Below are 21,149 nucleotides of genomic sequence, written 5' to 3' on the forward strand. Positions count from 1 at the left end.
CTGGCACTACGGAATGGTGCGGTGAAAAGGCACTGGCGCCGAGATAGATTAAAACACTGCTGGATGCGGCTGGCACAGTGAAAGGTACGTCAGATAACTATCTATGGACAGCCAAGCTATGGGCAGCCAAGGAATGATGAAACCCTATAACCATGCAGCAAGGCATAAATATGCAGCAATAGCGATGCGCAGCGAGCGTTCAGCCCCAAAGCCTCGATCTTCACGCTCCGTGCTCCGTGCTCCGTGCTCCGTGCTCCGTGCTCCGTGCTCCATGCTCCATGCTCTATGTTTCCAGTTTCCAGTTTCCAGTTTCCAGTTTCCAGTTTCCAGTTTCCAGTTTCCAGTTTCCAGTCTCCAGTCTCCAGTCTCCAGTCTCCAGTCTCCAGTCTCCAGTCCAAGATTCATCCTGATTTTTTCCCGGTAAGTACATACCGCGAATAACCTGAAAAATTATTTTTGCCCACAGGCGATGGTGTTGACGTTGTGCCGGCATAAAGTGCGCCGGCAGCGCGCGTCCCGGCTGGATGAGCCGCCGGGAGCGGCGAAAGCCCGGCTTGCGTCTGGAACGCATGCCGGGCGGTCCAACAGCCGGGCTGTGCGATGCCGGGGACCGCGCAGCGGCGCGCGACCTGCCGGACGCGGGGAAGTCAAGAAGGGGCCGCGTGAGCCTCTTCTTGTCGCTTGCCGGCACCCGGCAATACCGATAACCACCGAACGCATGGCAAGCGAAACCCCCGCCGTGGTCACATATACCCAGCCGCAAGCCACAAGCCTTAAGCCGCAAGCGAAACCCGCGCCCAGGCCCAATAAACCTAGCCGCGCGTCCCCGCCGCCGGCAGCGGTATGTTTCTTTCCGGCGCCAGCCCTGACGCGGCAAAGCACGCTATTTACCGGCCTTGCCGATAGCGAAATGACGCCGGCGCCACATCATGGTAAAACTACCGCGCGGTCCCAGCAGCACTGAAATAAAAAATATCAGGCTGGCGGTGAGCACAATGGCCGGACCGGCAGGAATCGAGGCGTAAAACGACCACAGCAGGCCGGCCCAGGCGCTAAGCAGGCCGATAAACAACGCTATCAGCAGCGTGGCCGGCAGGCGGCCTGACCAGCAGCGGGCGGCCACCGCCGGCAGCATCATAAGCCCCACCGACATCAGGGTACCGAGGATCTGAAAACCCGCCACCAGGTTAAGCACCACCAACGCCAGGAATAAGGCATGGATCAGGCGGGGATAACCACCAAGATTAATGCGCAAAAACGCAGCGTCAAAAGCCTCGATAACCAGCGCGCGATAAACCAGCGCCAGGCAGAGCAGCGTAAAGGTGGCTATCAGGCCGACAAACAGGATGGACTGGCTATCCACCGCCAGCACGGTGCCGAACAGCAGATGAAGCAGATCGACGCTGGACCCGCGCAGGGAGACAAGCGTAACGCCCAGGGCCAGCGACCCCAAATAAAAACCGGCGAAGCTGGCATCTTCCTTTAGTACCGTCAGCGAGGTTACCCAACCGGACAGCACGGCGACCAGTAATCCGGCGATAAAACCGCCGATGCCCATGGCCATCAATGACATCCCCGACAGCAGGTACCCAATGGCCACCCCGGGCAAAATCGCGTGTGATAACGCATCCCCCACCAGGCTCATCCTGCGTAACGACAGGAACACCCCCAGCGGAGTGGAACTGAGCGAAAGGGCCAAACAGGCCACCAGAGCGCGCCGCATAAAACCAAGCGATGTAAAGGGGTCGAATAATAAATGAAAGATCATGACGCCGCCTGATTAAAAGAACGGTCTTCGAACCAGAAAGGCCGCGGCGCATCAGCTTGCGCGAGTATTTTTTCGGTCGCCCCCCAGCACGGATGCCGGCCGGACAGCTGCAGGGTTTGTGGAAAACGGCGCCTCACCAGGGCGTCGTCATGCAGTACCGCGATAATGGTATGGCCGGCCTTATGAAGCTCCTCGATAACATCCATCAACAGGGCGCAGGTAGCGCTGTCAACTCCGCTAAAAGGCTCATCCAGCAATATCAGCGACGCCTGCTGCGCCAGCAGGCGGGCAAACAGCATGCGCTGAAACTGCCCGCCGGAAAGCACCTCAATCGGACACGTCGCCATTGATTCCAGCCCGACACGTTCAAGGGCATCCCAAATGCGCGCCGTGGCCATCTTATCGATACGCCGCAGCAATCCAATCGCCGGCCAACAGCCCATGGCGACCACATCGAATATTTGTAATGGGAACTGGCGGTCCAGCTCCGATTGCTGCGGCAGGTAGGCTACGCGGGGTTTTTGCCCGGTCGCGAACGACAGGCTTCCCCCGATAGCCGGCAACAGTCCGGCAAGGGTTTTCAGCAACGTCGACTTCCCTGTCCCATTGGCACCGATAACTGCGGTCAGGCTGCCGGGTTCGAATCTACCGTTCAGGACATCGATAATCGCCTGTCCATGGTAGCCGATACTTAATTCTTCTAGTATTATCATGGTAATAAGGATGCCCAAAAAATACCCATCCAGAGAATGCACAGCAGGATAAGACCATATCCTATGCGCCGTAACCCCGAAGCGCAGATAAGATTAGTAGGTGTGGCGAAATTGATTTTGCTGTTATCAGGTCGCATGAAAAGATAAATCCAAGGAAATGTTATACTATAACATACCATGCGCAATAGGTATTGCCAACCACACCCGGGTGTTTTCTGTTAAGGGTCTGCTCGGATTTGCCGGTTTTGCAACGTATTGTCATAATTTTATGGCAATAAAGGATGAGTATTGTGGCAAGAAATGGTAAAAATAATTATATTAGCTACCATGATGGCGGAAATGAGTGTTTACCCGCTGCGTGCTGTGTGCAAATAGCTGCTTTCTAACAACCGCTTTGACTGTTGGTACCTAAAGCTACCCGCAGGTCGTTCTCGTCTTGCAATTAGTGTTAATGAAATTGCAATAGGATTAGACAGTAAGATAATGTAAGCTGATAGTGCCAAACTGCATAAGATCTTCTATCTTTATATAGGGCACATGAACGACATGGATACGTGCTCCTGTCTTAATCCCATGTCAAAGATGGCGGTAATTTGTTTAGCGTTAGGAGGGCTGATATGGATGAGTATTCACCCAAACGACACGATATTGCGCAGTTAAAATACCTCTGCGGCAATTTGTACGACGAGGGCATTGCCAGTTTGGGCGACAGCTACCATGGGTGGGTTAATGATCCCGCATCGGCGATAAATTTACAGATGAATGAATTAATTGACCATATTGCCTCTTATGTGGTGATTTTCAAGCTCAAACACTATAATGAAAGCGATCTGGTCGATCATGTCGAAACCTTCCTTGACGATACCTTTACCCTATTTAGCAGCTACGGAATCAATAATCTGGATGTGCAACGATGGCGCAAAAGCCGTTCACGGCTATTCGGAACTTTCTCAGAGACTGAACTCTGTATTTCCTGAAATAGTAAATGATATTTTAACATACGACAGAACATAAAAGGCCAATATGAACAAGATCGATTATTTAATGCGGTTACGTAAATGCAGGACCCTGGAGACCCTGGAGCGGGTGATAGAAAAAAACAAATATGAACTGTCCGACGACGAACTGGAGATATTCAACTCAGCCGCCGACCATCGCCTCGCGGAACTTACCATGGACAAACTCTATGATAAAGTTCCGGTTTCAGTCTGGAAGTATGTTCGTTAACAGCCATTAAGTGATACTTAATATCAACACTAATAAAAATTCATCTACTTATAGGTGTATTCATCACTCCTTTTTACACCCGTCTATTCCGTGTTTTGCCGCAGATTATCGCGCTACCCCGTGCAAACATGCGTTACAAGTGTGCTGACGCGTCACCGGGGAAGTCTTGGGTTTGAAATAAACACGAATAAAAATGCCATAGCAGCTATCACGGTGTAATGCCGGATAGCCAGTGCATTATATTAACAGGCGCTATTACGCAAGGTATTCTGTTTTTTGATTACCTTGGGAATATAGGGGAGGATGTTATTTCACCAGTGGACGCCATAAACATCCGTATGGCCCGCACTCTCTGTTAATTAATAACCGCGTACGGCCGCAAGGGCGATGGGCTTGCGTCACCTAAAGTTCATGCCAGGAAACGGACGGGGGTCAAAGCAGAGCCTTTTGATTGGGTGGAGGCCCCGCCAGCAACATCCCGGCACACACGTCGCCTGCTACGGCTGCTTCCTTCCGGACCTGACCGAGTTCACAAGTTAGTGTTGCGGGAGCACCAACGGGGCCTCCATTGACGGCTCGTTTTTCCCGAGCGCGGGGCATTATCAATGATGCCCCTTCCAATTGCAAGCCGATACGAAACAAGCGCTGTTTTCTTGGGCAATCGCCAGCGGCGCGGCGGGTATACCGCGGTTTAAGTGCTTTTTCGGCCAGCCGGGTTATGCCACTATGTGGCCCTGGACTTAATACACATCCTATCTATGCAACCAGATGAATGAACCTATCGATACATTTCGTCAACGGGTATTCCAGATTGTCGACGCCATTCCCTGCGGCCGCATCGTCACCTATGGCGATGTGGCCCGGCTCGCGGGATCGCCGCGCGCCGCCCGGCAGGTGGGCGGCATACTCAGCCGGTTGCCCGCGGGCAGCAGGCTGCCATGGCATCGGGTGGTCAACCGTCATGGGGGGATATCCCTTCCCGGAGCAGGCTTCACGCGGCAGAAAACCGCCCTGGAAGCGGAAGGGGTGGAATTTGGACCCGGGGACGTAATCGAATTGTCGCGCTATCGCTGGGTATGGTGACGCACGTCCGATGACGTAAAAAAACGCCCTTTACGCAAGGGCGTCTGATTCGATAGCCAGCAGGCGTTACAACTGATTTGGCGCGGGAACGCTGCTTGACGGCGCCACTTGGGTGGGAGACGTCAGCGGCACGGTAGAGGCCGCCGCGGGCCGCGTCGGCATGGCGACGGCTTCCACCGGCACCAGCGTCAGATCCTGTTTGGTGCCGCCATTGTTGATAACCGACTTCACCTGTTCGGTAATAAACATCAGCCGTCCGTCGACGGTTATCGCCGCGCTCAGCAGGATGCGCGCATTGGGCTGGATTTGCGCCGGATTGAACGGCAGCACGAAGCTGAACGGCGCCTGTTTTCCTTCGGTGCGTACCACACGTTGCGCAATAACGGTTGACGGCGTATCGCTTATCGAGGCATCGGACAGCGTTACGGTCAACACCGCGTCCGGAGGCAATGCGATACGTTGCCTGATCCATACGGTACCCGATACGCTGGGTTGCCTTAAGGCCTCCGCTTGCTCAGCGGTACCCGGGGTTTTGAACGCCGGGGTAGCCACATGATGACCTTTATCAGCGCACCCCGCCAACGTGACCGCCAGCGCGGCGCCGGCTACAACTTGCCAGAGTTTCATATTTAACATCTCCTTCTTATTATTAGCTCATCATTTCACCGGTACTGAGTGACGGTGAAGTCGTGGTGGCTGAACCACCTAAGAATTTAATCATGGCACAGGATCCTGATATTTTCCTGTCGGTTGCATTCGCGCAAGCCGCATTTGCGCTTATGCTCTTTGCAAGCAGGTCGTCATTTCCGGCATAGTAGCCGGCGAACCCTTTGCTACAGGAGCGTATATATGACCCGCAAACTTGATCTTCTGCTAAACCTGATAAAACTCGAAACGAGGGAAGAAGGTCTCTTTCGCGGTCAAAGCGAGGATTTGGGCCTGACCCGGGTTTTCGGCGGCCAGGTGGTGGCCCAGGCATTATATGCCGCGCGGCAAACGGTGCCGCGCGCGCGGCACGTCCATTCCTTTCACAGCTATTTTTTACGTCCCGGCGATGTCGGCCAGCCCATTGATTACCACGTGTCCGTGCTGCGCGACGGCAACAGTTTCAGCGCCCGCCATGTCAGCGCCATCCAGCGGGGCCAGCCGATATTCTATCTTACCTCGTCGTTTCAGGCGCAAGAGGCGGGGTTTGAACACCAAAGCGCCATGCCCGAGGTGCCGGGCCCCGAGGGGTTGCCCTCGGAGCGGGAAATCGCGCTGACGCTGGCAGGCCAGCTACCCGAGCCGCTGCGGCGCAAACTTATCGGTGAGAAACCCATTGAAATGCGCCCGGTCGTTTTCCATAATCCCTTCAAAGGCGCCGTGGAAAAACCGGTGCGCCATGTTTGGCTGCGGGCCGCCGGCCGTCTGCCCGACGACAGGGAATGCCATCAGTTCCTGCTGGCCTACGCCTCCGATTTCAACTTCCTGCCGACGGCGCTCCAGCCGCATGGCGTGGGATTTTTCGAGCCAGGCATGCAAATCGCCACCATCGATCATTCCATGTGGTTCCATCGGTCTTTCCGCTTCGACGATTGGCTGCTATACGCCATTGAAAGCCCCTCCGCGTCCGGAGCAAGAGGTTTTGTGCGCGGGCAGATTTTCCGCCGCGACGGTGTGCTGGTCGCCTCGACGGCGCAGGAAGGGGTCATGCGCCACCACGCCGCGTGACTTCGGCGGCGGGCCCGGCGAAACGCGGCGTGGTGCGTAAATCGTAAATGCAGACAGGGGCGATCAATCGCCCCTGTCTGTTTTCCTTGGTGCCGGCTTATCGTGTCCCGGCGGCGGGATAATTATTCGTTATAAGCATTTTCGCCATGGCTGTTGACATCCAGGCCTTCGCGTTCCTGTTCTTCGGAGACACGCAGACCCACCACCATATCGGCGACCTTGAAGCCGATAAAGGCCACGACGCCGGACCAGACCAGACAAACGATCACGCTGAACAGCTGAACCCAGAGCTGATGCCCCATGGTAACGCCCTGTGCGTAACCCACGCCGCCGAGTGAGGCGGAAGTGAAGACGCCGGTCAGCAGACAGCCTACGATACCGCATACGCCATGCACGCCGAATACGTCGCACACATCGTCCACCCGCAGCCATTTCTTCAGGGCAACCACACCCCACAGTCCGGCCACGCCGCCCACCAGGCCAATCACCAACGCGCCACCGACGCCGACGGTACCGGCGGCGGGAGTGATGGCGACCAGACCGGCGATACAACCTGAACAGGCACCCAGTAAAGAGGGTTTGCCGCGCAGCATCCACTCGACGAACACCCACGACAGGATAGCGCCGGCGGTAGCCATGACGGTGTTGAGGAAAGCCAGTGCCGCGATTTCATTAGCGGCGCTGGCGGAACCGGCGTTAAAGCCAAACCAGCCCACATACAGGATCGCGGTACCGGTAAAGACCATCGGCAGGTTATGCGGTTTAAACGCTTCCTTGCCGAAGCCTGAACGTTTACCCAGCATATAGGCGCCAACCAAACCGGCGCTGGCCGCGTTGATATGCACCACAGTACCGCCGGCGAAGTCCAGAGCGCCCTGCGCCGCCAGATAACCGCCCGCCCACACCATATGCGCCATCGGCAGATAGGAGAACGTCAGCCATATCACCACAAAAATCAAAACCGCGGAGAAACGGATACGTTCCGCCAGCGCGCCGACGATAAGTCCGACTGTGATACAGGCAAACGAGCATTGAAACGCGACGTGGATCAGTTGATAGAATGTGCCCGTCAGCGCGGTCAGCTCAATATTCTTCAGCATGGTCCAGCCGAAGCCGCCGAAGAAGGGGTTACCCTCGCTAAAGGCCAGGGAATAGCCGTAAATCAGCCACAGCACGCACACCATGGCAAAGGTGACCGCAACCTGGGTCAACATGGACAGCACGTTTTTGGCGCGCAGCAGGCCGCCGTAAAACAGCGCAATCCCCGGTAAGGTCATAAACAGCACCAATGCGGTGCTTATCATCATAAAAGCGTTGTCGGCCTTGTCAGCAACAGGCGTTGCGGCCATGGCCCATGTCGGCAACAGTGCCACTGCGCCCAGGCCGGTCAATGAGACAAGTTTCTTCATTTTCATCCATCCCTATCCACAAAATTCGCGCTGGTGTCGTTAAAGTGCTGCTTCGTCGGTTTCACCGGTACGAATCCGGATAACCCGTTGTAACTCAGCAACAAAAATCTTTCCGTCGCCGATTTTACCGGTATACGCCGCTTTACTGATGACATCGATAACTTCATCAAGCTGATCGTCGGCAATGGCGATATCAATTTTTACCTTGGGCAGGAAATTCACGCTGTATTCAGCCCCGCGATACAGTTCGGCATGGCCCTTTTGCCGTCCAAAGCCTTTGACCTCGGTGACCGTCAGCCCTTGGATGCCCACAGCAGAAAGTGCTTCACGCACATCTTCTAATTTAAATGGTTTAATCACCACGGTTACCAGCTTCATATGTTCCCCCTCAAGAATTTGGATCCGAACTTGCAATCGCTACGCCTGAGTAAAGCAAAGCATGTGCCACAAATGTTTTGAAATAGAAATTTACCGTTCGTCGCCCGCCAATACAGCAAACGCCGCCCAGCGCGTCATACGGGCGCCGGCGGCGCGCAGAAAAACACCGGCGGCGCGCACCATGACGGTGCGCGCCGCCAGATAACGGTGCAGAGGGGGGACATATCGCTATCGGGATGCTCAATCCCGGTGCGCGTTGCGGTTAACCGCTTACCGGCAACGGCGCAGACCAGGGTGAACACCCCTGAGCCGACGTTGGCCGCCGCGCCGGGTATCGTCAGCCGTGGCGCGCGCCGGCGACCATCACATCGGCGGCAAGCGCCTTGCCGGCCTGCTGGAGTTGGTACATCTGGAAATAGCGGCCCTGTTGTTTTAACAACCCTTCGTGCGATCCCCGTTCCACCGCTTCGCCCCGGTGGAGTACCAGTATTTCATCAGCCTCGACGATGGTCGACAATCGGTGCGCGATAACCACCAGGGTCGTCTGCTGGCGGATGGCCGCCAGCGCGAGCGAAATCGCCTGCTCGGTGCCGGAATCGATATTGGCCGTGGCTTCGTCGAGGATCAGGATTTCCGGCGTCAGCACCAGGACCCGTGCCATGGCCAACAGCTGTTTTTGCCCGACGGAAAGGGTATTGCCCTGTTCGCCAAGCTCGGCATGGATGCCGCCCGGCATGGCCCTGACCAGCGCCGCCAGCTGCACCTGCTCCAGGGCGCGCCACGCTCTGGATTCGGAGATATCGCGCCCCAGGGTAATATTGAGGAATACCGTGTCCGCCATGACCACCGGATCCTGCTGGACGATGGCGACCCCTTGTCTGAGCACCCGATGCGTCAGGCTGGCGATTGGCCGGCCATCGAGCAGTAATCCGCCCTGGCTGAGGGGATAATAGCCCATGATTAAATTGGCCAGCGTGCTTTTACCGCTGCCGGTATGCCCCACCAGCGCGATAAAGCGCCGCGACGGCACCGTGAGCGAAATATGCCGTATTACCGGCGTGCCGGCGCGATAGGAAAAGCTGAGATCGCGAATATCGATACGTCCGCTTTTCAACGGCCGGTCGTCGTCGCCGTACCGCTGCCGGTCGCCATCCATCAGTTCGAAGATGCGTTCGCCCGCCACCACCGCCTGCTGCAGCATGGATTGCTGGGTGGTGAGCTCAATCAACGGTTCATTCAGCCGGCCGAGATAATTGATAAAGGCATACAGTACCCCGACCCCGACGCTGCCCTCCGGACTGAAGCCGAACAGCATCAGCAAACCGCACAATACCAGCGCCGACAGCAGGCTAAGCAGTGGGCGCAGTAAAAAGCCCTCCAGGCGCAGGGTTTGCATGCGCGCCAGGTAATGGGCGTGGCTGGCATCCGCCAGCCGTTGACCAAAACGCCCCTGCTGGCGGAACTGCTGGATGACGCTCATGCCGCTTATCGCTTCATTAAAGCCGTTGTTGATATCCGCCAGGTAGGCGCGCAGGCGACGCACGATAGGCGTACTGAAGTGCTGGTATATCATCATCACTATCGCCACCACCGGGAAAATCACCATCGAAATGGCGGCCATGCGCCAGTCCAGCATAAACATCGCGATAAGCATCGCGCCCACCAGCGCGATGCAGCGCAGCACCGTCGCCATCACCGTGACGTAGAGATCCTTCACCACCTCGGTGTCGTTGGTCACACGCGAGATAAGCTGGCCTACCGGCTGGGTATCAAAGGTGCTCAATGGCTGGCGCAGCGCGGCGTCCATCACCTCGGTGCGCAGTTGCTGCACCACGTCGAGCGCCGTTTGGTTGAACAGCAGCGCCTGGTAATAGCGCAGGGAGGCGGACACCATTTGCAAGGCGATATATCCCAGCGCCAGTCCGGTCACCAGCAGCGGCGGAAAGATTTTCATCGGCACGACGCGATCGATAAAAAAGCTGATGAGCACCGGACCGGCGACTTCCGCGCCGGCCGCCAGCCACAGCATAATCACCGCCAGCGTCAATGGCTTGCGGTGAGGCCGGCTATAGGCCAGCAGTCGTTTCAGGGTTGGCCACAGGGTCTGCCATTTACGCATCGGCCGCCTCCTGTCCGTCCGGATCGGCGCTGAGCGCCGCCTCCAGTTGCTGGTAACGGAACATATCGCGATACCACCCCTCGTCCTGCAACAACTGCTGATGCCCGCCCCGCTGGGCAAGGGTGCCGTGGCGCAGCACCACGATTTCATCGGCCGCGCTCAGCGCCGACAGCCGGTGGGCGGTGATAATCAGGGTGCGTCCCTCGCCCCACTGCCTGAGATTGCGCAAAATGGTATGTTCGGTTCGCCCGTCCACCGCGGACAGCGCATCGTCGAAAATCAGGATTTCCGCGTCCAGCAACAGGGCGCGGGCGATGGACAGACGCTGTTTTTGCCCCCCGGACAACATCACGCCCCGTTCGCCCACCTCGGTTTCATAGCCCTGCGGCAGCCGCAGGATATCCTCATGCACGCAGGCAAGCGTTGCCGCCCGCTCGATATGTTCACGGGTGGCGTCGGGCCGGCCGAGGGCGATATTGCGCGCCACGGTATCGGAAAACAGAAACGGCGTCTGGCTGACCACCGCCAGGCGGCCGTGCCACTGATCAAGGGACACGTCGGCCAGGCTCATGCCGTGGAAACGTATTTCGCCTTGGGTGACGTCGAAATGGCGCTGCAGCAGCGACAGCAAGGTGCTTTTACCGGCGCCGGTCGGCCCGCAGATCCCCAGCACCTTTCCCGGCGCCAGCCGCAAACGGATATGCTCAAGCGTCGGCTGAGGCGTGCGCGGATAGCTGAAACTCTCGACGTCAACCTCAAGCACGCCGCGCCCGGCGGGAAGACTGCCCTTGCCGTCCATCACCTGCGGGGCTTCGTCCAGGGTTTGGCGGATGCGGCTATAGGCGGCGCTGCCCCGCTCGACAATATTAAACATCCAGGCTAACGCCAGCATCGGCCAGATCATCAGGCCCAGATACATGATAAAGCTGGTTAACTGTCCAAGCGTCAGCTGGTTGTTCATCACCATCCAACTGCCGCCGCCGATGGCAAGCAAATTGGAAAAGCCGACGGTCAGGTAAATGGTCGGGTCGAAACGCGCGTCGATGCGCGCCACCCGCATATTTTTCGCGCCTGCGTCGGCCGCCACCTGTACAAAGCGGTCCGACTGGTATTCCTCCAGACCAAACGCCTTGATCATGCGGATGCCGGTCAGGCTTTCCTGTGTTTGGTTGTTGAGCGAGGAAAACGCCGCCTGGGCGGTTTTAAACCGCCGGTGCAGCTCATCGCCGTTATGTTTGATCATCAGGGCCATGACCGGCATCGGCAGCAGCGACAGCATGGTCAGTTGCCAACTGATTTGCACGCTCATCACCACCAGCACCGACAGGCCCATTACCAGCGAGTCCACCAGGGTCAACACCCCTTCCCCGGCGGCGAATACCACGCGGTCCACATCGTTGGTGGCGCGCGCCATCAGATCGCCGGTGCGGTGGCGCAGGTAGAATCCCGGCTGCTGGCGGCTGAGCAAATGATAAAAACGCGCGCGCAACTCTACCGCCAGCTTATACGAGGCGCCAAACAACAGCACACGCCAAACGTAGCGCAGCAGGTATACCAGTACGGCGGTAAGCGCCATGGCCCCAAGCCACATCATGATCATGCGCGTGGAGGCCCGGTGTTCCGTCACGCCGTCGACAATCACCCCGACCAGTTTGGGTGGGATAAGTTGCAGTATGGCGATGACGATCAAAAGTAACACCGAACCCAGATAGCCCCGCCATTCGCGGCGAAAATACCAACTTAATTGTGCAAATAATCTCACGCAGTAATATTCCAGACTTATTAGAGGAAACCCGCCGCGGGGAAAGATCAATTATAACGGCAATACGGTGGTATTTTTGATTTGTTCCATCGCGAAACTGGAGGTCACGTCGATAAGGCCGGGTACGCCGTTCACCAGACGCTTATAAAAATTGTCGTAGCTTTTCATATCGCTCACCACCACCTGCATCAGGTAATCATACTCGCCGGCCATGCGATAAAACGCCAGCACTTCCGGCATCCCTTTGACCTGCGCCACAAACGTCTGATACCAGTCACTATTATGCTGTTGGGTTTTAATCAACACAAAGGCGGTTAATGCCAATCCCAATTTTTCATTATCCAGCAGCGCCACCTTGCCGCGCACGATACCCGCCGCCTCCAAACGCTTAAGCCGCTTCCAGCAGGGAGTCGACGTCAGGTTAACCGCATCCGCCAGCGCCTGGAGCGAAAGCGTGCAGTCTTGTTGTAGCAATGAGAGCAAAGCGCGGTCTGTTTTATCTAACATAAGCCGTTTTTGGAGAAAATATTTCTCTTATAAGACGCTAGTCGAGGGAAAATGGCAATTTTTTTTCACTTGATCCTCGTTATGCTATGGCTTCACATTATTAAGGATAATCATTATGACCGCGCCATGGGTGAAACAGGCCATCAGCGAGATTCAATCGGATTTCCAACGCTCCGCCGATACGCACTTGATCCGGTTTCAGCGGCCGGCGTTCCCCGGTATTTTTTTCTATTTAAAAGATGAAAGCACCCATCCCTCGGGCAGCCTCAAGCATCGCCTGGCCCGCTCGCTGTTTTTGTATGGCCTGTGCAATGGCTGGATCAAGCAGGGCACCACTATAATCGAGGCATCCTCCGGCAGCACGGCGGTTTCGGAAGCCTATTTTGCCCGGCTGCTCGGCCTGCCGTTTATCGCCGTCATGCCGGAATGCACGGCAAAACGTAAAATAGAGCAAATTGCCTTTTATGGCGGCCGCTGCCATTTTGTCGAGCACAGCGCCATGATCTATGACGAAGCGAAAGCCCTGGCCCAAACGTTGAACGGCCATTATATGGATCAGTTTACCTACGCGGAACGCGCCACCGACTGGCGCGGCAACAATAATATTGCGGAAAGCATTTTCCGCCAGATGACGCGGGAACCCTTTGCCGAACCCGATTATATCGTCATGAGCGCCGGAACCGGGGGCACGTCGGCCACGCTTGGGCGCTATATCCGTTACCAGGGCCATGATACCCGGCTGGTGGTGGTCGATCCGGAGAATTCAGTCTTTACGGATTATTTTCATCACCGGGACGCGGCGCTCACCGCAAGCGTAGCCAGCCGAATAGAAGGCATCGGCCGGCCGCGCGTGGAGCCCTCGTTTATCGCCGATGTGGTTGACGAAATGATCAAGGTACCCGACGCCGCCAGTATCGCCACGCTCTACTGGCTTGAGCCCATCCTCGGCCGCCGCGTGGGGGCGTCCACCGGCACCAATATGTGGGGTGCGCTGCGGTTGGCTACCCGTATGCGGGATGAGGGGCGCCGGGGCGCCATCGTCACGCTATTGTGCGACGGCGGGGAACGCTACCATGACACTTATTATCAGAAGGCGTGGGTGCGCGAACATATCGGCGATCTGCGTCCCTGGCAAAACGCGTTGGCGACCCTTTAAACGCGCGAAAGATGCCAAATAGCCACGGAGGCGTTACCATAGAGTCCGTGGCTTCTTAAGTTGGATAATGAAATGACACAAGCGGTGGTGGTTTTTAGCGGCGGGCAGGATTCAACCACCTGCCTGATACAGGCGTTAACGCAGTATGACGACGTGCACTGCGTCACCTTTGATTATGGCCAGCGGCACCGGGCTGAAATCGACATAGCCCGGGCCCTGGCGCTCAAGCTGGGCGCCCGCGCGCACAAAATCATCAACGCCGGATTGCTGAATGACTTGGCGGCCAGCAGCCTGACGCGGGATAATATCCCGGTGCCCGCTTTTGACGGCGCCGCCGGTGACGCCTTGCCCAGCACCTTTGTGCCGGGCCGCAACATTCTGTTCCTTACGCTTGCGGCCATTTATGCTTATCAGGTGGGCGCGGGCACGGTGATTACCGGTGTTTGCGAAACGGATTTCTCCGGTTACCCCGACTGCCGCGATGAATTCGTCAAAGCGCTGAACCAGGCCGTAATCCTGGGCATGGCCCGCGATATCCGTTTTGCCACCCCGCTGATGTGGCTTAATAAAGCCGAAACCTGGGCGCTGGCTGATTATTACCGGCAATTGGATCTGGTGCGTAACGAAACCCTGACCTGCTATAACGGCATCAAGGGAGATGGCTGCGGAACCTGTGCGGCATGCCATCTGCGCGCCAAGGGACTGGCGGACTACCGGCAGCATAGGGAGAAGGTAATGGCGGCGATGAAAGCCAAAACGTCGCTGGCATAATCATGCGCCGCCCGGTCATGGGAAGCGTGGTTATGTTTTGTGGCGACATGGCGTGAAGGTGTGAAGGTGTGAAGGAAGGCCATTAAGCGGACAGGCCGATTCACCAAATGCTGTTTGGAATCAGAGGGCGTTTGTAACCCTCAGATCCTAAGTGCTTTTTGCTAAGACCGCGGTTAAAAAGACGACTCAGTCAAATTGCGTCCGCTTACTTTTTCTTTGATTTTTTTTTAGTGTTGGTATTGAGCAGCGCGCGCAGTTTTTTGACTTCACCGGAAGTAAAAGGCTGTTCGGTGATTTCCAAGGTATGTTGGTTATCGACATCGGCGGCGACATGCTGTTTCTGCGCAGATTTTTTTGCCTGCACCTTTTCCTTTGCCTCAAGCTCGTCTTCAGCCTGAATCTCATCCGCGCCGTCCAGGCTGCGCTCCAGCCTTTCGCTGATTTCCGCACTCATGGAAACGCTTTTACTCGCGGCCAAGGACTTTAATCTTTCCTTTAGCTCGAGAGGTAATTTAATCGTTAAATTAGCTGTCTCACTCATAGTGCTTTCCTATTGATAGAAGTGTCACTAACTTAGGAAAGATATGGCCTGATGTCCACACTGTCACAAAAATTTAATATTCGGTTGCCGCCAGGGACCGGGATTCCACGCCGGGACTGTTTTCCCTGGCGTTGAAACCCGGCCGTCATATCACTTTTTACATCCGTGCTTATTCAAGGACGATTAACTCCTTGATATGGGACAGGGTAGAAGGCCCGATACCTTTTACTTCCGTCAGTTGATCGACTTGGGTAAAAGGCCCCTTTGCCTCACGGTAGTCGATAATGGCCTGCGCTTTCTTAGGCCCGATGCCTTTCAGGGCGCTCACCATATCTTCCGCCGAGGCGGTATTGATATTGATTTTATCGTCGGCGAAGTCATCGGTTTGAGTACTTTTTTCCTGAGTATTTTGATCCTCGTTTTTTTTATCGCCGGTCTCCGCCGCCGTCGCCTTTGCCCCGACATCCCCACCTTCATCAGCGGCGTCTTCCCTCGTCGCGTCGCCTGATGCGTCCAAGGCCGGCGGGCTGGTGGTCTCAGCGTCGCCCTCACCGCTGCTTTCGCCGCCGCCATCGCCATGCTCAGCGTCGGTAAGCTTGCTTATGGCGCCGGCACGCTCTCCGCCGCCGTCCGCGGGAACCTTAGCGGTCTTGTCCCCTGTGTCGTTGATGGTCTGGACTATGGCATCGTCGGTATTATCCTCGTTTGCGACTGAACACCAGGCGATACCCGAGAGCGCGAACAGGCCGGTCAGCAACGCCAGGCTTAGGGTGCGTTTCATTGGAATTTTCATGCGATGACTTCCTTGTGATTGCTTGTCATAGGTGGGATAAAAAAATCGCTTCATGCCCTTAGTTACCGGCACGGCAGGCAGATTGCCTTAGCGGCGTCCCCACGACAACCCGGGAAGTTCAACTACGCAAAAGGCCGCGAAAGCGGCCTTTATTTATTACATTTCGTTCAGCGTTTTTATGAGCGCTATTGCATTTGCGCGCCGGTGCCCATCTTGATTTTGGCTTCAGTGCGCAGGTTATTGAGCAGCGCGTCAAACGTCACGCCGGTCATACCCTGGCTAAGCTGGCTGACCACCTGCCCGCGCTGCTGGTCGTCAAGCTGGCGCGGCGCCACCTTATCGAGCGCCACCAGGACGATATCGCCTTGGTCATCATCCGACAGGCCGTAGGAAGAGGCGTTCGGCTGCGGATGCGGCAGCGTGAAAATAGCCTGGGTCAAGCGATCGTTCTGACGCGTTGAGTCAAAGGTTTTCACCTCGCCAAAGCTCAGGCCGGCGGCTTTCATCGCCTCATCGCCCTTGCCCTCCTTAAGCGCCGCCAGGATTTTCTCGGCGTCGATCCGGGCCTGCTGCAGCGCCTTTTGCCGTTTCACCTGCTGTTCGACCTGGACGCGCACTTCGTCCAGGGGTTTGGTGCTTTCCGGTTGATGGCCGGCCAGGCGCAGGACAAACGCCCGATCGCCGTCGGCGGTAATCACATCGGAGTTGTTGCCGGGCGCGCCGTTGACGCCCAGCAGCGAACCGCCGAACAGCACCTGTTTCACGGCATCGCTGTTCAGCGCTTCCGGTACGGCGTCGCGGGTAAACCAATCGGTTTGCACCGCTTTAATGCCCGCGGCCGTTTCGGCCGACGCCAGGGATTCGTTATCATTGCTGGCCGCGTCGCTGACCTTTTGCTGCAGGGCGTAGTACGCATCGATGGCTTTTTCCTGTTTCACTTTCGCCGCCACGCCGTCATGGACAGCGGCCAGCGGTTTCACCTGCTCGGGCTGGATGTCCGTTAGCCTGGCCACCAGGAAACCGACCGAAGAGGTAATCACACCGGACAATTGCCCTTTTTCGGTGAGGTTGGCCTGTTTCAGTTCGTCCACCGTACCGTCAGCATCCATCCAGCCGATGTCGCCGCCGTTTTTCGCGGAAATAATATCGGTGGAGCGTTGTTTGGCCAGGGCGGTAAAATCGGCGCCTTTTTGCAGTTCCGCCAGGATAGCCTGGGCATCGGCATCGGTTTTGCTCTGGATGATGGCGTAGCGCTTACGCCCCGGCTGGGTAAACTGGTCTTTATGCTGATCGTAGTAGGCCTGGATTTCCTGTTCGCTCACCGTGGTATGGGCCTGCATCGAGGCGGCGTCCAAAGCGATATAGGACACTTTGAACGACTCGGGCTGAACGTAGGTGCTTTTATTCAGGTTGTAGTGGTTCTGGATCTCTTCAGGGGAGGCGGTCTGGCCGGCGAGCAGCGCGTTGATATCAAGCGTGGCCAGGCGCGCCTGGCGTTCCTGGATGGCCAGCGCCAGCAGCCGGTTGGTTTCTTCCGGCAGCAGGAAACCGGTGCCGCCCAGCCCCTGGATCAGCTGCTGCGTCAGCAGCTGTTTGCGCATCAGCTGCGCGTACTGATCCGGCGTCAATCCCATGCTGGCAATGATTGAGCGATATTTTTCATTGTCGAAATTGTTGTTGGTGCGAAACGCCGGAATGGCAAAGATAGCCTCCTTGACCTGCCGATCGCTGACGGCGAGGCCCAGGGTTTGCGCGTATTGATCCAGCAGGGTCTCATCAATCAGCTGCGACAGCACCTGGCGCCGCATCTGGAGCATGTAGCCGTCATTGGCGGCCAGGGCCGAGAAACTGTCTCCCAGCGACTCCTGCTGGCGGTTGCGCTCGTTTTGTACCGCCTGCTCAAGCTGGGCACGGCTGATTTGCTGGCCGTTCACCTTCGCGGCGTAATCCCCGCCGCCGCCAATCAGATAGTTGCCTACCCCGGTCAGCACGAAGGAAATGGCGACAATGGCCAGAATAATTTTGAGCACGACGTGATTGGCGGCCGCGCGTAAATTGTCCATCATAGTGTGACAACACTCCGCTGTAATATGAATGAAACCTTTGCGCCGGCAGTAAGATCCGCCTTCATGCCGTAGCTCCGAGAGCCGCTGCGCGCTAAAGCTATTCCTCTGACCGCCGGAATCCGCAACCGTCAGGGAAAATTAAAAACAAAAAAGGCACATCAAAAAAGATGCGCCTTGTATTCTACCCTACCCGTTCTCCTGCGTCAGGTAATAGTTTGACGCGAAAAACAACGGTGCAACAATTAGTTGACAGCGTCCTTCAACCCTTTGCCGGCACGGAAACCGGGTACCTTGGCAGCCGGAATACTGATTTCTTTACCGGTTTGAGGATTACGGCCGGTACGGGCTGCACGCGCGCGCACCGTAAAGGTGCCGAAACCGACCAGTGCAACATCATCTCCCTGCTGCAGCGTTTCGGTTACGGAACCAATAATGGCGTCCAGTGCACGTCCGGCAGCCGCTTTGGAAATATCAGCACCTGCGGCAATTTTGTCGATCAGTTGTGACTTATTCACTCTTTCATCCCCTCTTGAATTCTCTCGTCGCGGTGGAATTTTCCTTAAACGCGACAGCGCAGCTGTTATATCAAGCCTGTTATTTCATGGCAAGCCAAAGCCGGATACCGACCCGGCCCGCCAGCTACCTAACTTAACGGTACAAAAAAAGGCTGGCAAGTGGGATTTCACCTGTCAGCCCGTTTTTTAGCGGTATATGTTACTTCAGGCGCTTATTTTGCCGCCGCGGTGGCGATTTCCATACCAAAAGGCGCATTCTGCAAGGCCAGGGTCAACACTTCGTCAATGCGCTGAACGGGATGGATATCCATATCGTTAATCACATTCGCCGGCATATCTTCCAGATCGCGTTTATTCTCGTAGGGGATCAACACGGTCTTGATGCCGCCGCGATGCGCCGCCAGCAGTTTTTCCTTTAATCCGCCGATGGGCAACACCAGGCCGCGCAAGGTGATTTCTCCGGTCATGGCCACATTGGCTTTCACCGGATTGCCGGTCAGGCAGGACACCAGCGCGGTACACATGGCGATACCGGCGCTCGGGCCATCTTTTGGCGTCGCGCCTTCCGGCACATGGACATGAATATCGCGTTTCTCGTAAAAATCGTTACTGATGCCCAATTTATCCGCCCTGGAGCGCACCACGGTCAGCGCCGCCTGGATAGACTCCTGCATGACTTCCCCCAGCGAACCGGTATAGGTCAATTTCCCCTTACCCGGCACGCACGCGGTTTCGATGGTCAGCAGTTCGCCGCCCACTTCGGTCCAGGCCAGGCCGGTAACCTGCCCCACCCGGTTCTCGCCCTCGGCGCGGCCGTAATCGAAGCGCTGGACGCCCAGGAAATCCTTGAGATTATCGCCGTCGATACGGATGTGCTTGACGCTTTTATCCATTAACAGCGTCTTGACCGCTTTACGGCATAATTTGGAAATTTCACGTTCCAGGTTACGCACGCCCGCTTCACGGGTGTAGTAGCGAATGATGCCTACCAGCGCGCTGTCGTCGATGGTTAATTCGCCGGCCTTCAGCGCATTGCGATCGAGCTGTTTTTGCAGCAGGTGTTCGCGGGCGATATTCAATTTTTCATCTTCGGTATAACCGGACAGCCGGATCACTTCCATACGATCGAGCAACGGCGCCGGTATATTCATCGAGTTGGACGTCGCGACAAACATCACATCGGACAGATCGTAATCCACTTCCAGATAATGATCGTTAAACGCCACGTTTTGCTCGGGGTCCAGCACCTCAAGAAGGGCGGACGCCGGATCGCCGCGCATATCCGACGACATCTTGTCGATTTCGTCGAGCAGGAACAGCGGGTTTTTCACGCCGACCTTGGACATTTTCTGGATAAGCTTACCGGGCATGGAGCCGATATAGGTACGACGGTGACCACGGATTTCCGCTTCGTCGCGCACCCCGCCCAATGCCATACGCACGTACTCGCGCCCGGTGGCCTTGGCGATGGACTGCCCCAGCGAGGTTTTACCCACCCCCGGCGGCCCCACCAGGCACAGGATCGGCCCTTTTATCTTGCTGACCCGGCTTTGCACCGCCAGATATTCAAGAATACGGTCCTTGACGCGTTCCAGGCCATAATGATCCTTGTCCAGCACTTCCTGGGCCTTCACCAGGTCTTTCTTGACCTTGGTGCGGGTATGCCAGGGCACCGACAGCATCCAGTCGATATAACCGCGCACCACCGTGGCTTCAGCGGACATCGGCGACATCATTTTCAATTTCTGTAATTCGGCCTCGGTTTTTTCCCGCGCCTCTTTCGGCATTTTGGCCGCTTCAATCTTGCGCTTCAGCGCTTCGTTTTCATCCGGCGCTTCGTCCATTTCGCCCAGTTCTTTCTGAATGGCTTTCATTTGCTCATTCAGATAGTACTCGCGCTGGCTCTTTTCCATTTGTTTCTTGACGCGATTGCGGATACGTTTTTCAACCTGCAGCAGGTCGATCTCCGATTCCATCATCGCCATCAGGTATTCCAGCCGTTCGGTAACGTCCGCCATTTCCAGCACCGACTGCTTGTCGCTTAATTTCAGCGGCATATGGGCGGCAATGGTATCCGCCAGGCGCGCGGCGTCGTCGATGCTGTTTAACGACGTCAGCACCTCGGGCGGAATTTTTTTATTCAGCTTGATATAGCCTTCAAACTGATTGATCGCGGTGCGCACCAGGACTTCCTGTTCGCGCTCATCGATTTCGGGCGTGGCAAAATATTCAGCCTGGGCGGCAAAATGCTCGCCGCTATCGGACAAAGTGGTGATGCGGGCGCGCTGCAGCCCCTCGACCAGTACTTTAACCGTACCGTCGGGTAACTTCAGCATCTGGAGAATCGAAGAGACGGTCCCGACTGAAAAGAGATCGTTAATGCCCGGTTCATCCGTAGAGGCTTCTTTCTGCGCCACCAGCATGATTTTTTTGTCGCTATCCATGGCTGCTTCAAGGCACCGAATCGACTTCTCCCGCCCGACGAACAACGGGATGACCATATGCGGATAGACCACCACATCGCGCAGAGGCAATACGGGGATTTCTATGCGTTCGGAACGCTCAGCATTCATAGAGCTCTCTCTTAGTTTAGCTTCCGCCAGGTTTAGGGGATTCGCAAAACTCGGC

Annotated in this window: 19 protein-coding genes and 1 other RNA gene; 6 read left to right on the plus strand and 14 right to left on the minus strand. The window is 56.4% G+C overall.

What is annotated here, in order from left to right; genetic code table 11:
• Positions 1-883 precede the first annotated feature (883 nt).
• Both VGC33_RS22265 and VGC33_RS22270 read right to left on the minus strand, forming a co-directional pair.
• Positions 884-1,768 carry a metal ABC transporter permease gene (locus VGC33_RS22265; protein ID WP_331122952.1) on the minus strand — a complete coding sequence of 295 codons (885 nt, stop codon included), beginning with the start codon at positions 1,766-1,768 and terminating at the stop codon, positions 884-886.
• Entirely contained in the window at positions 1,765-2,481 is a 717-nt protein-coding gene (locus VGC33_RS22270; RefSeq protein ID WP_331122953.1) for a metal ABC transporter ATP-binding protein, read from the minus strand. Before VGC33_RS22270 ends, VGC33_RS22265 begins: the two co-directional genes overlap by 4 nt.
• 617 nt (positions 2,482-3,098) lie before the next feature.
• Here VGC33_RS22270 and tomB point away from each other — a divergent pair.
• Together tomB and hha are read left to right on the plus strand one after the other, a co-directional pair.
• Positions 3,099-3,458 (plus strand): Hha toxicity modulator TomB, encoded by a 360-nt coding sequence (gene tomB / locus VGC33_RS22275; RefSeq protein ID WP_331122954.1) that lies wholly within the window; start codon positions 3,099-3,101, stop codon positions 3,456-3,458.
• Between the two features lie 46 nt (positions 3,459-3,504).
• Positions 3,505-3,708, plus strand: a complete 204-nt coding sequence (gene hha / locus VGC33_RS22280; protein WP_162367725.1) for an HHA domain-containing protein — start codon at positions 3,505-3,507, stop codon at positions 3,706-3,708.
• 462 nt (positions 3,709-4,170) lie between these two features.
• Here hha and ffs read toward each other — a convergent pair.
• Positions 4,171-4,267: signal recognition particle sRNA small type (ffs, locus tag VGC33_RS22285), an RNA gene on the minus strand.
• A gap of 209 nt (positions 4,268-4,476) precedes the next feature.
• Here ffs and VGC33_RS22290 point away from each other — a divergent pair.
• Entirely contained in the window at positions 4,477-4,791 is a 315-nt protein-coding gene (locus VGC33_RS22290; protein WP_331122955.1) for an MGMT family protein, read from the plus strand.
• 66 nt (positions 4,792-4,857) lie between these two features.
• Here VGC33_RS22290 and VGC33_RS22295 read toward each other — a convergent pair whose 3' ends face one another.
• Positions 4,858-5,418 carry a YbaY family lipoprotein gene (locus VGC33_RS22295; protein WP_331122956.1) on the minus strand — a complete coding sequence of 187 codons (561 nt, stop codon included), beginning with the start codon at positions 5,416-5,418 and terminating at the stop codon, positions 4,858-4,860.
• Positions 5,419-5,640: 222 nt separating this feature from the next.
• Here VGC33_RS22295 and tesB point away from each other — a divergent pair, with 222 nt between their 5' ends.
• The gene (tesB, locus tag VGC33_RS22300) at positions 5,641-6,504 is read left to right on the plus strand and encodes an acyl-CoA thioesterase II (protein WP_331122957.1); all 864 of its coding nucleotides are present in this window, start codon (positions 5,641-5,643) and stop codon (positions 6,502-6,504) included.
• A gap of 122 nt (positions 6,505-6,626) precedes the next feature.
• Here tesB and amtB read toward each other — a convergent pair whose 3' ends face one another.
• From amtB to VGC33_RS22325, 5 genes are all read right to left on the minus strand, one after another.
• Positions 6,627-7,913, minus strand: coding sequence for an ammonium transporter AmtB (amtB, locus tag VGC33_RS22305; protein WP_331122958.1), 1,287 nt, complete (start codon positions 7,911-7,913; stop codon positions 6,627-6,629).
• A gap of 39 nt (positions 7,914-7,952) precedes the next feature.
• Positions 7,953-8,291, minus strand: a complete 339-nt coding sequence (gene glnK / locus VGC33_RS22310) for a P-II family nitrogen regulator (protein WP_009639071.1) — start codon at positions 8,289-8,291, stop codon at positions 7,953-7,955.
• A 337-nt stretch (positions 8,292-8,628) separates the two neighbouring features.
• A complete protein-coding gene (locus VGC33_RS22315) occupies positions 8,629-10,410 on the minus strand; it encodes a SmdB family multidrug efflux ABC transporter permease/ATP-binding protein (protein WP_331122959.1) in 1,782 nt (593 codons plus the stop codon).
• Positions 10,403-12,172, minus strand: a complete 1,770-nt coding sequence (locus VGC33_RS22320) for a SmdA family multidrug ABC transporter permease/ATP-binding protein (protein ID WP_331122960.1) — start codon at positions 12,170-12,172, stop codon at positions 10,403-10,405. Before VGC33_RS22320 ends, VGC33_RS22315 begins: the two co-directional genes overlap by 8 nt.
• A gap of 51 nt (positions 12,173-12,223) precedes the next feature.
• Entirely contained in the window at positions 12,224-12,679 is a 456-nt protein-coding gene (locus VGC33_RS22325) for an Lrp/AsnC family transcriptional regulator (RefSeq protein WP_331122961.1), read from the minus strand.
• Positions 12,680-12,794: 115 nt separating this feature from the next.
• On the opposite strand from VGC33_RS22325, the gene VGC33_RS22330 reads away from it, so the two are divergent.
• The gene (locus VGC33_RS22330; protein WP_331122962.1) at positions 12,795-13,835 is read left to right on the plus strand and encodes a PLP-dependent cysteine synthase family protein; all 1,041 of its coding nucleotides are present in this window, start codon (positions 12,795-12,797) and stop codon (positions 13,833-13,835) included.
• A 72-nt stretch (positions 13,836-13,907) separates the two neighbouring features.
• Entirely contained in the window at positions 13,908-14,606 is a 699-nt protein-coding gene (gene queC, locus VGC33_RS22335; protein WP_331122963.1) for a 7-cyano-7-deazaguanine synthase QueC, read from the plus strand.
• Positions 14,607-14,811: 205 nt separating this feature from the next.
• Here the strand turns inward: queC and VGC33_RS22340 are convergent, their stop codons facing one another.
• From VGC33_RS22340 to lon, 5 genes are all read right to left on the minus strand, one after another.
• Complete coding sequence (locus tag VGC33_RS22340) at positions 14,812-15,147, minus strand: Arc family DNA-binding protein (protein ID WP_331122964.1); 336 nt, start codon at positions 15,145-15,147, stop codon at positions 14,812-14,814.
• Between the two features lie 169 nt (positions 15,148-15,316).
• Positions 15,317-15,940: a ComEA family DNA-binding protein gene (locus VGC33_RS23200; RefSeq protein ID WP_349256814.1), complete on the minus strand. Its 624-nt coding sequence runs from the start codon at positions 15,938-15,940 to the stop codon at positions 15,317-15,319.
• 185 nt (positions 15,941-16,125) lie between these two features.
• Positions 16,126-18,006, minus strand: a complete 1,881-nt coding sequence (ppiD, locus tag VGC33_RS22350; RefSeq protein ID WP_331122965.1) for a peptidylprolyl isomerase — start codon at positions 18,004-18,006, stop codon at positions 16,126-16,128.
• 242 nt (positions 18,007-18,248) lie between these two features.
• Positions 18,249-18,521: a nucleoid-associated protein HU-beta gene (gene hupB / locus VGC33_RS22355; protein WP_162367713.1), complete on the minus strand. Its 273-nt coding sequence runs from the start codon at positions 18,519-18,521 to the stop codon at positions 18,249-18,251.
• 212 nt (positions 18,522-18,733) lie between these two features.
• Positions 18,734-21,094: an endopeptidase La gene (gene lon, locus VGC33_RS22360; protein ID WP_331122966.1), complete on the minus strand. Its 2,361-nt coding sequence runs from the start codon at positions 21,092-21,094 to the stop codon at positions 18,734-18,736.
• Positions 21,095-21,149 lie beyond the last annotated feature (55 nt).

The organism is Acerihabitans sp., from assembly GCF_036398755.1.
Lineage (GTDB): Bacteria > Pseudomonadota > Gammaproteobacteria > Enterobacterales > Enterobacteriaceae > Acerihabitans.

Coding starts and splice junctions, on each gene's coding strand:
- VGC33_RS22265 (WP_331122952.1), bottom strand. CDS start 1,768: ATGATCTTTCATTTATTATTCGACCCCTTTACATCGCTTGGTTTTATG.
- VGC33_RS22270 (WP_331122953.1), bottom strand. CDS start 2,481: ATGATAATACTAGAAGAATTAAGTATCGGCTACCATGGACAGGCGATT.
- tomB (WP_331122954.1), top strand. CDS start 3,099: ATGGATGAGTATTCACCCAAACGACACGATATTGCGCAGTTAAAATAC.
- hha (WP_162367725.1), top strand. CDS start 3,505: ATGAACAAGATCGATTATTTAATGCGGTTACGTAAATGCAGGACCCTG.
- VGC33_RS22290 (WP_331122955.1), top strand. CDS start 4,477: ATGAATGAACCTATCGATACATTTCGTCAACGGGTATTCCAGATTGTC.
- VGC33_RS22295 (WP_331122956.1), bottom strand. CDS start 5,418: ATGAAACTCTGGCAAGTTGTAGCCGGCGCCGCGCTGGCGGTCACGTTG.
- tesB (WP_331122957.1), top strand. CDS start 5,641: ATGACCCGCAAACTTGATCTTCTGCTAAACCTGATAAAACTCGAAACG.
- amtB (WP_331122958.1), bottom strand. CDS start 7,913: ATGAAGAAACTTGTCTCATTGACCGGCCTGGGCGCAGTGGCACTGTTG.
- glnK (WP_009639071.1), bottom strand. CDS start 8,291: ATGAAGCTGGTAACCGTGGTGATTAAACCATTTAAATTAGAAGATGTG.
- VGC33_RS22315 (WP_331122959.1), bottom strand. CDS start 10,410: ATGCGTAAATGGCAGACCCTGTGGCCAACCCTGAAACGACTGCTGGCC.
- VGC33_RS22325 (WP_331122961.1), bottom strand. CDS start 12,679: ATGTTAGATAAAACAGACCGCGCTTTGCTCTCATTGCTACAACAAGAC.
- VGC33_RS22330 (WP_331122962.1), top strand. CDS start 12,795: ATGACCGCGCCATGGGTGAAACAGGCCATCAGCGAGATTCAATCGGAT.
- queC (WP_331122963.1), top strand. CDS start 13,908: ATGACACAAGCGGTGGTGGTTTTTAGCGGCGGGCAGGATTCAACCACC.
- VGC33_RS22340 (WP_331122964.1), bottom strand. CDS start 15,147: ATGAGTGAGACAGCTAATTTAACGATTAAATTACCTCTCGAGCTAAAG.
- VGC33_RS23200 (WP_349256814.1), bottom strand. CDS start 15,940: ATGAAAATTCCAATGAAACGCACCCTAAGCCTGGCGTTGCTGACCGGC.
- ppiD (WP_331122965.1), bottom strand. CDS start 18,006: ATGATGGACAATTTACGCGCGGCCGCCAATCACGTCGTGCTCAAAATT.
- lon (WP_331122966.1), bottom strand. CDS start 21,094: ATGAATGCTGAGCGTTCCGAACGCATAGAAATCCCCGTATTGCCTCTG.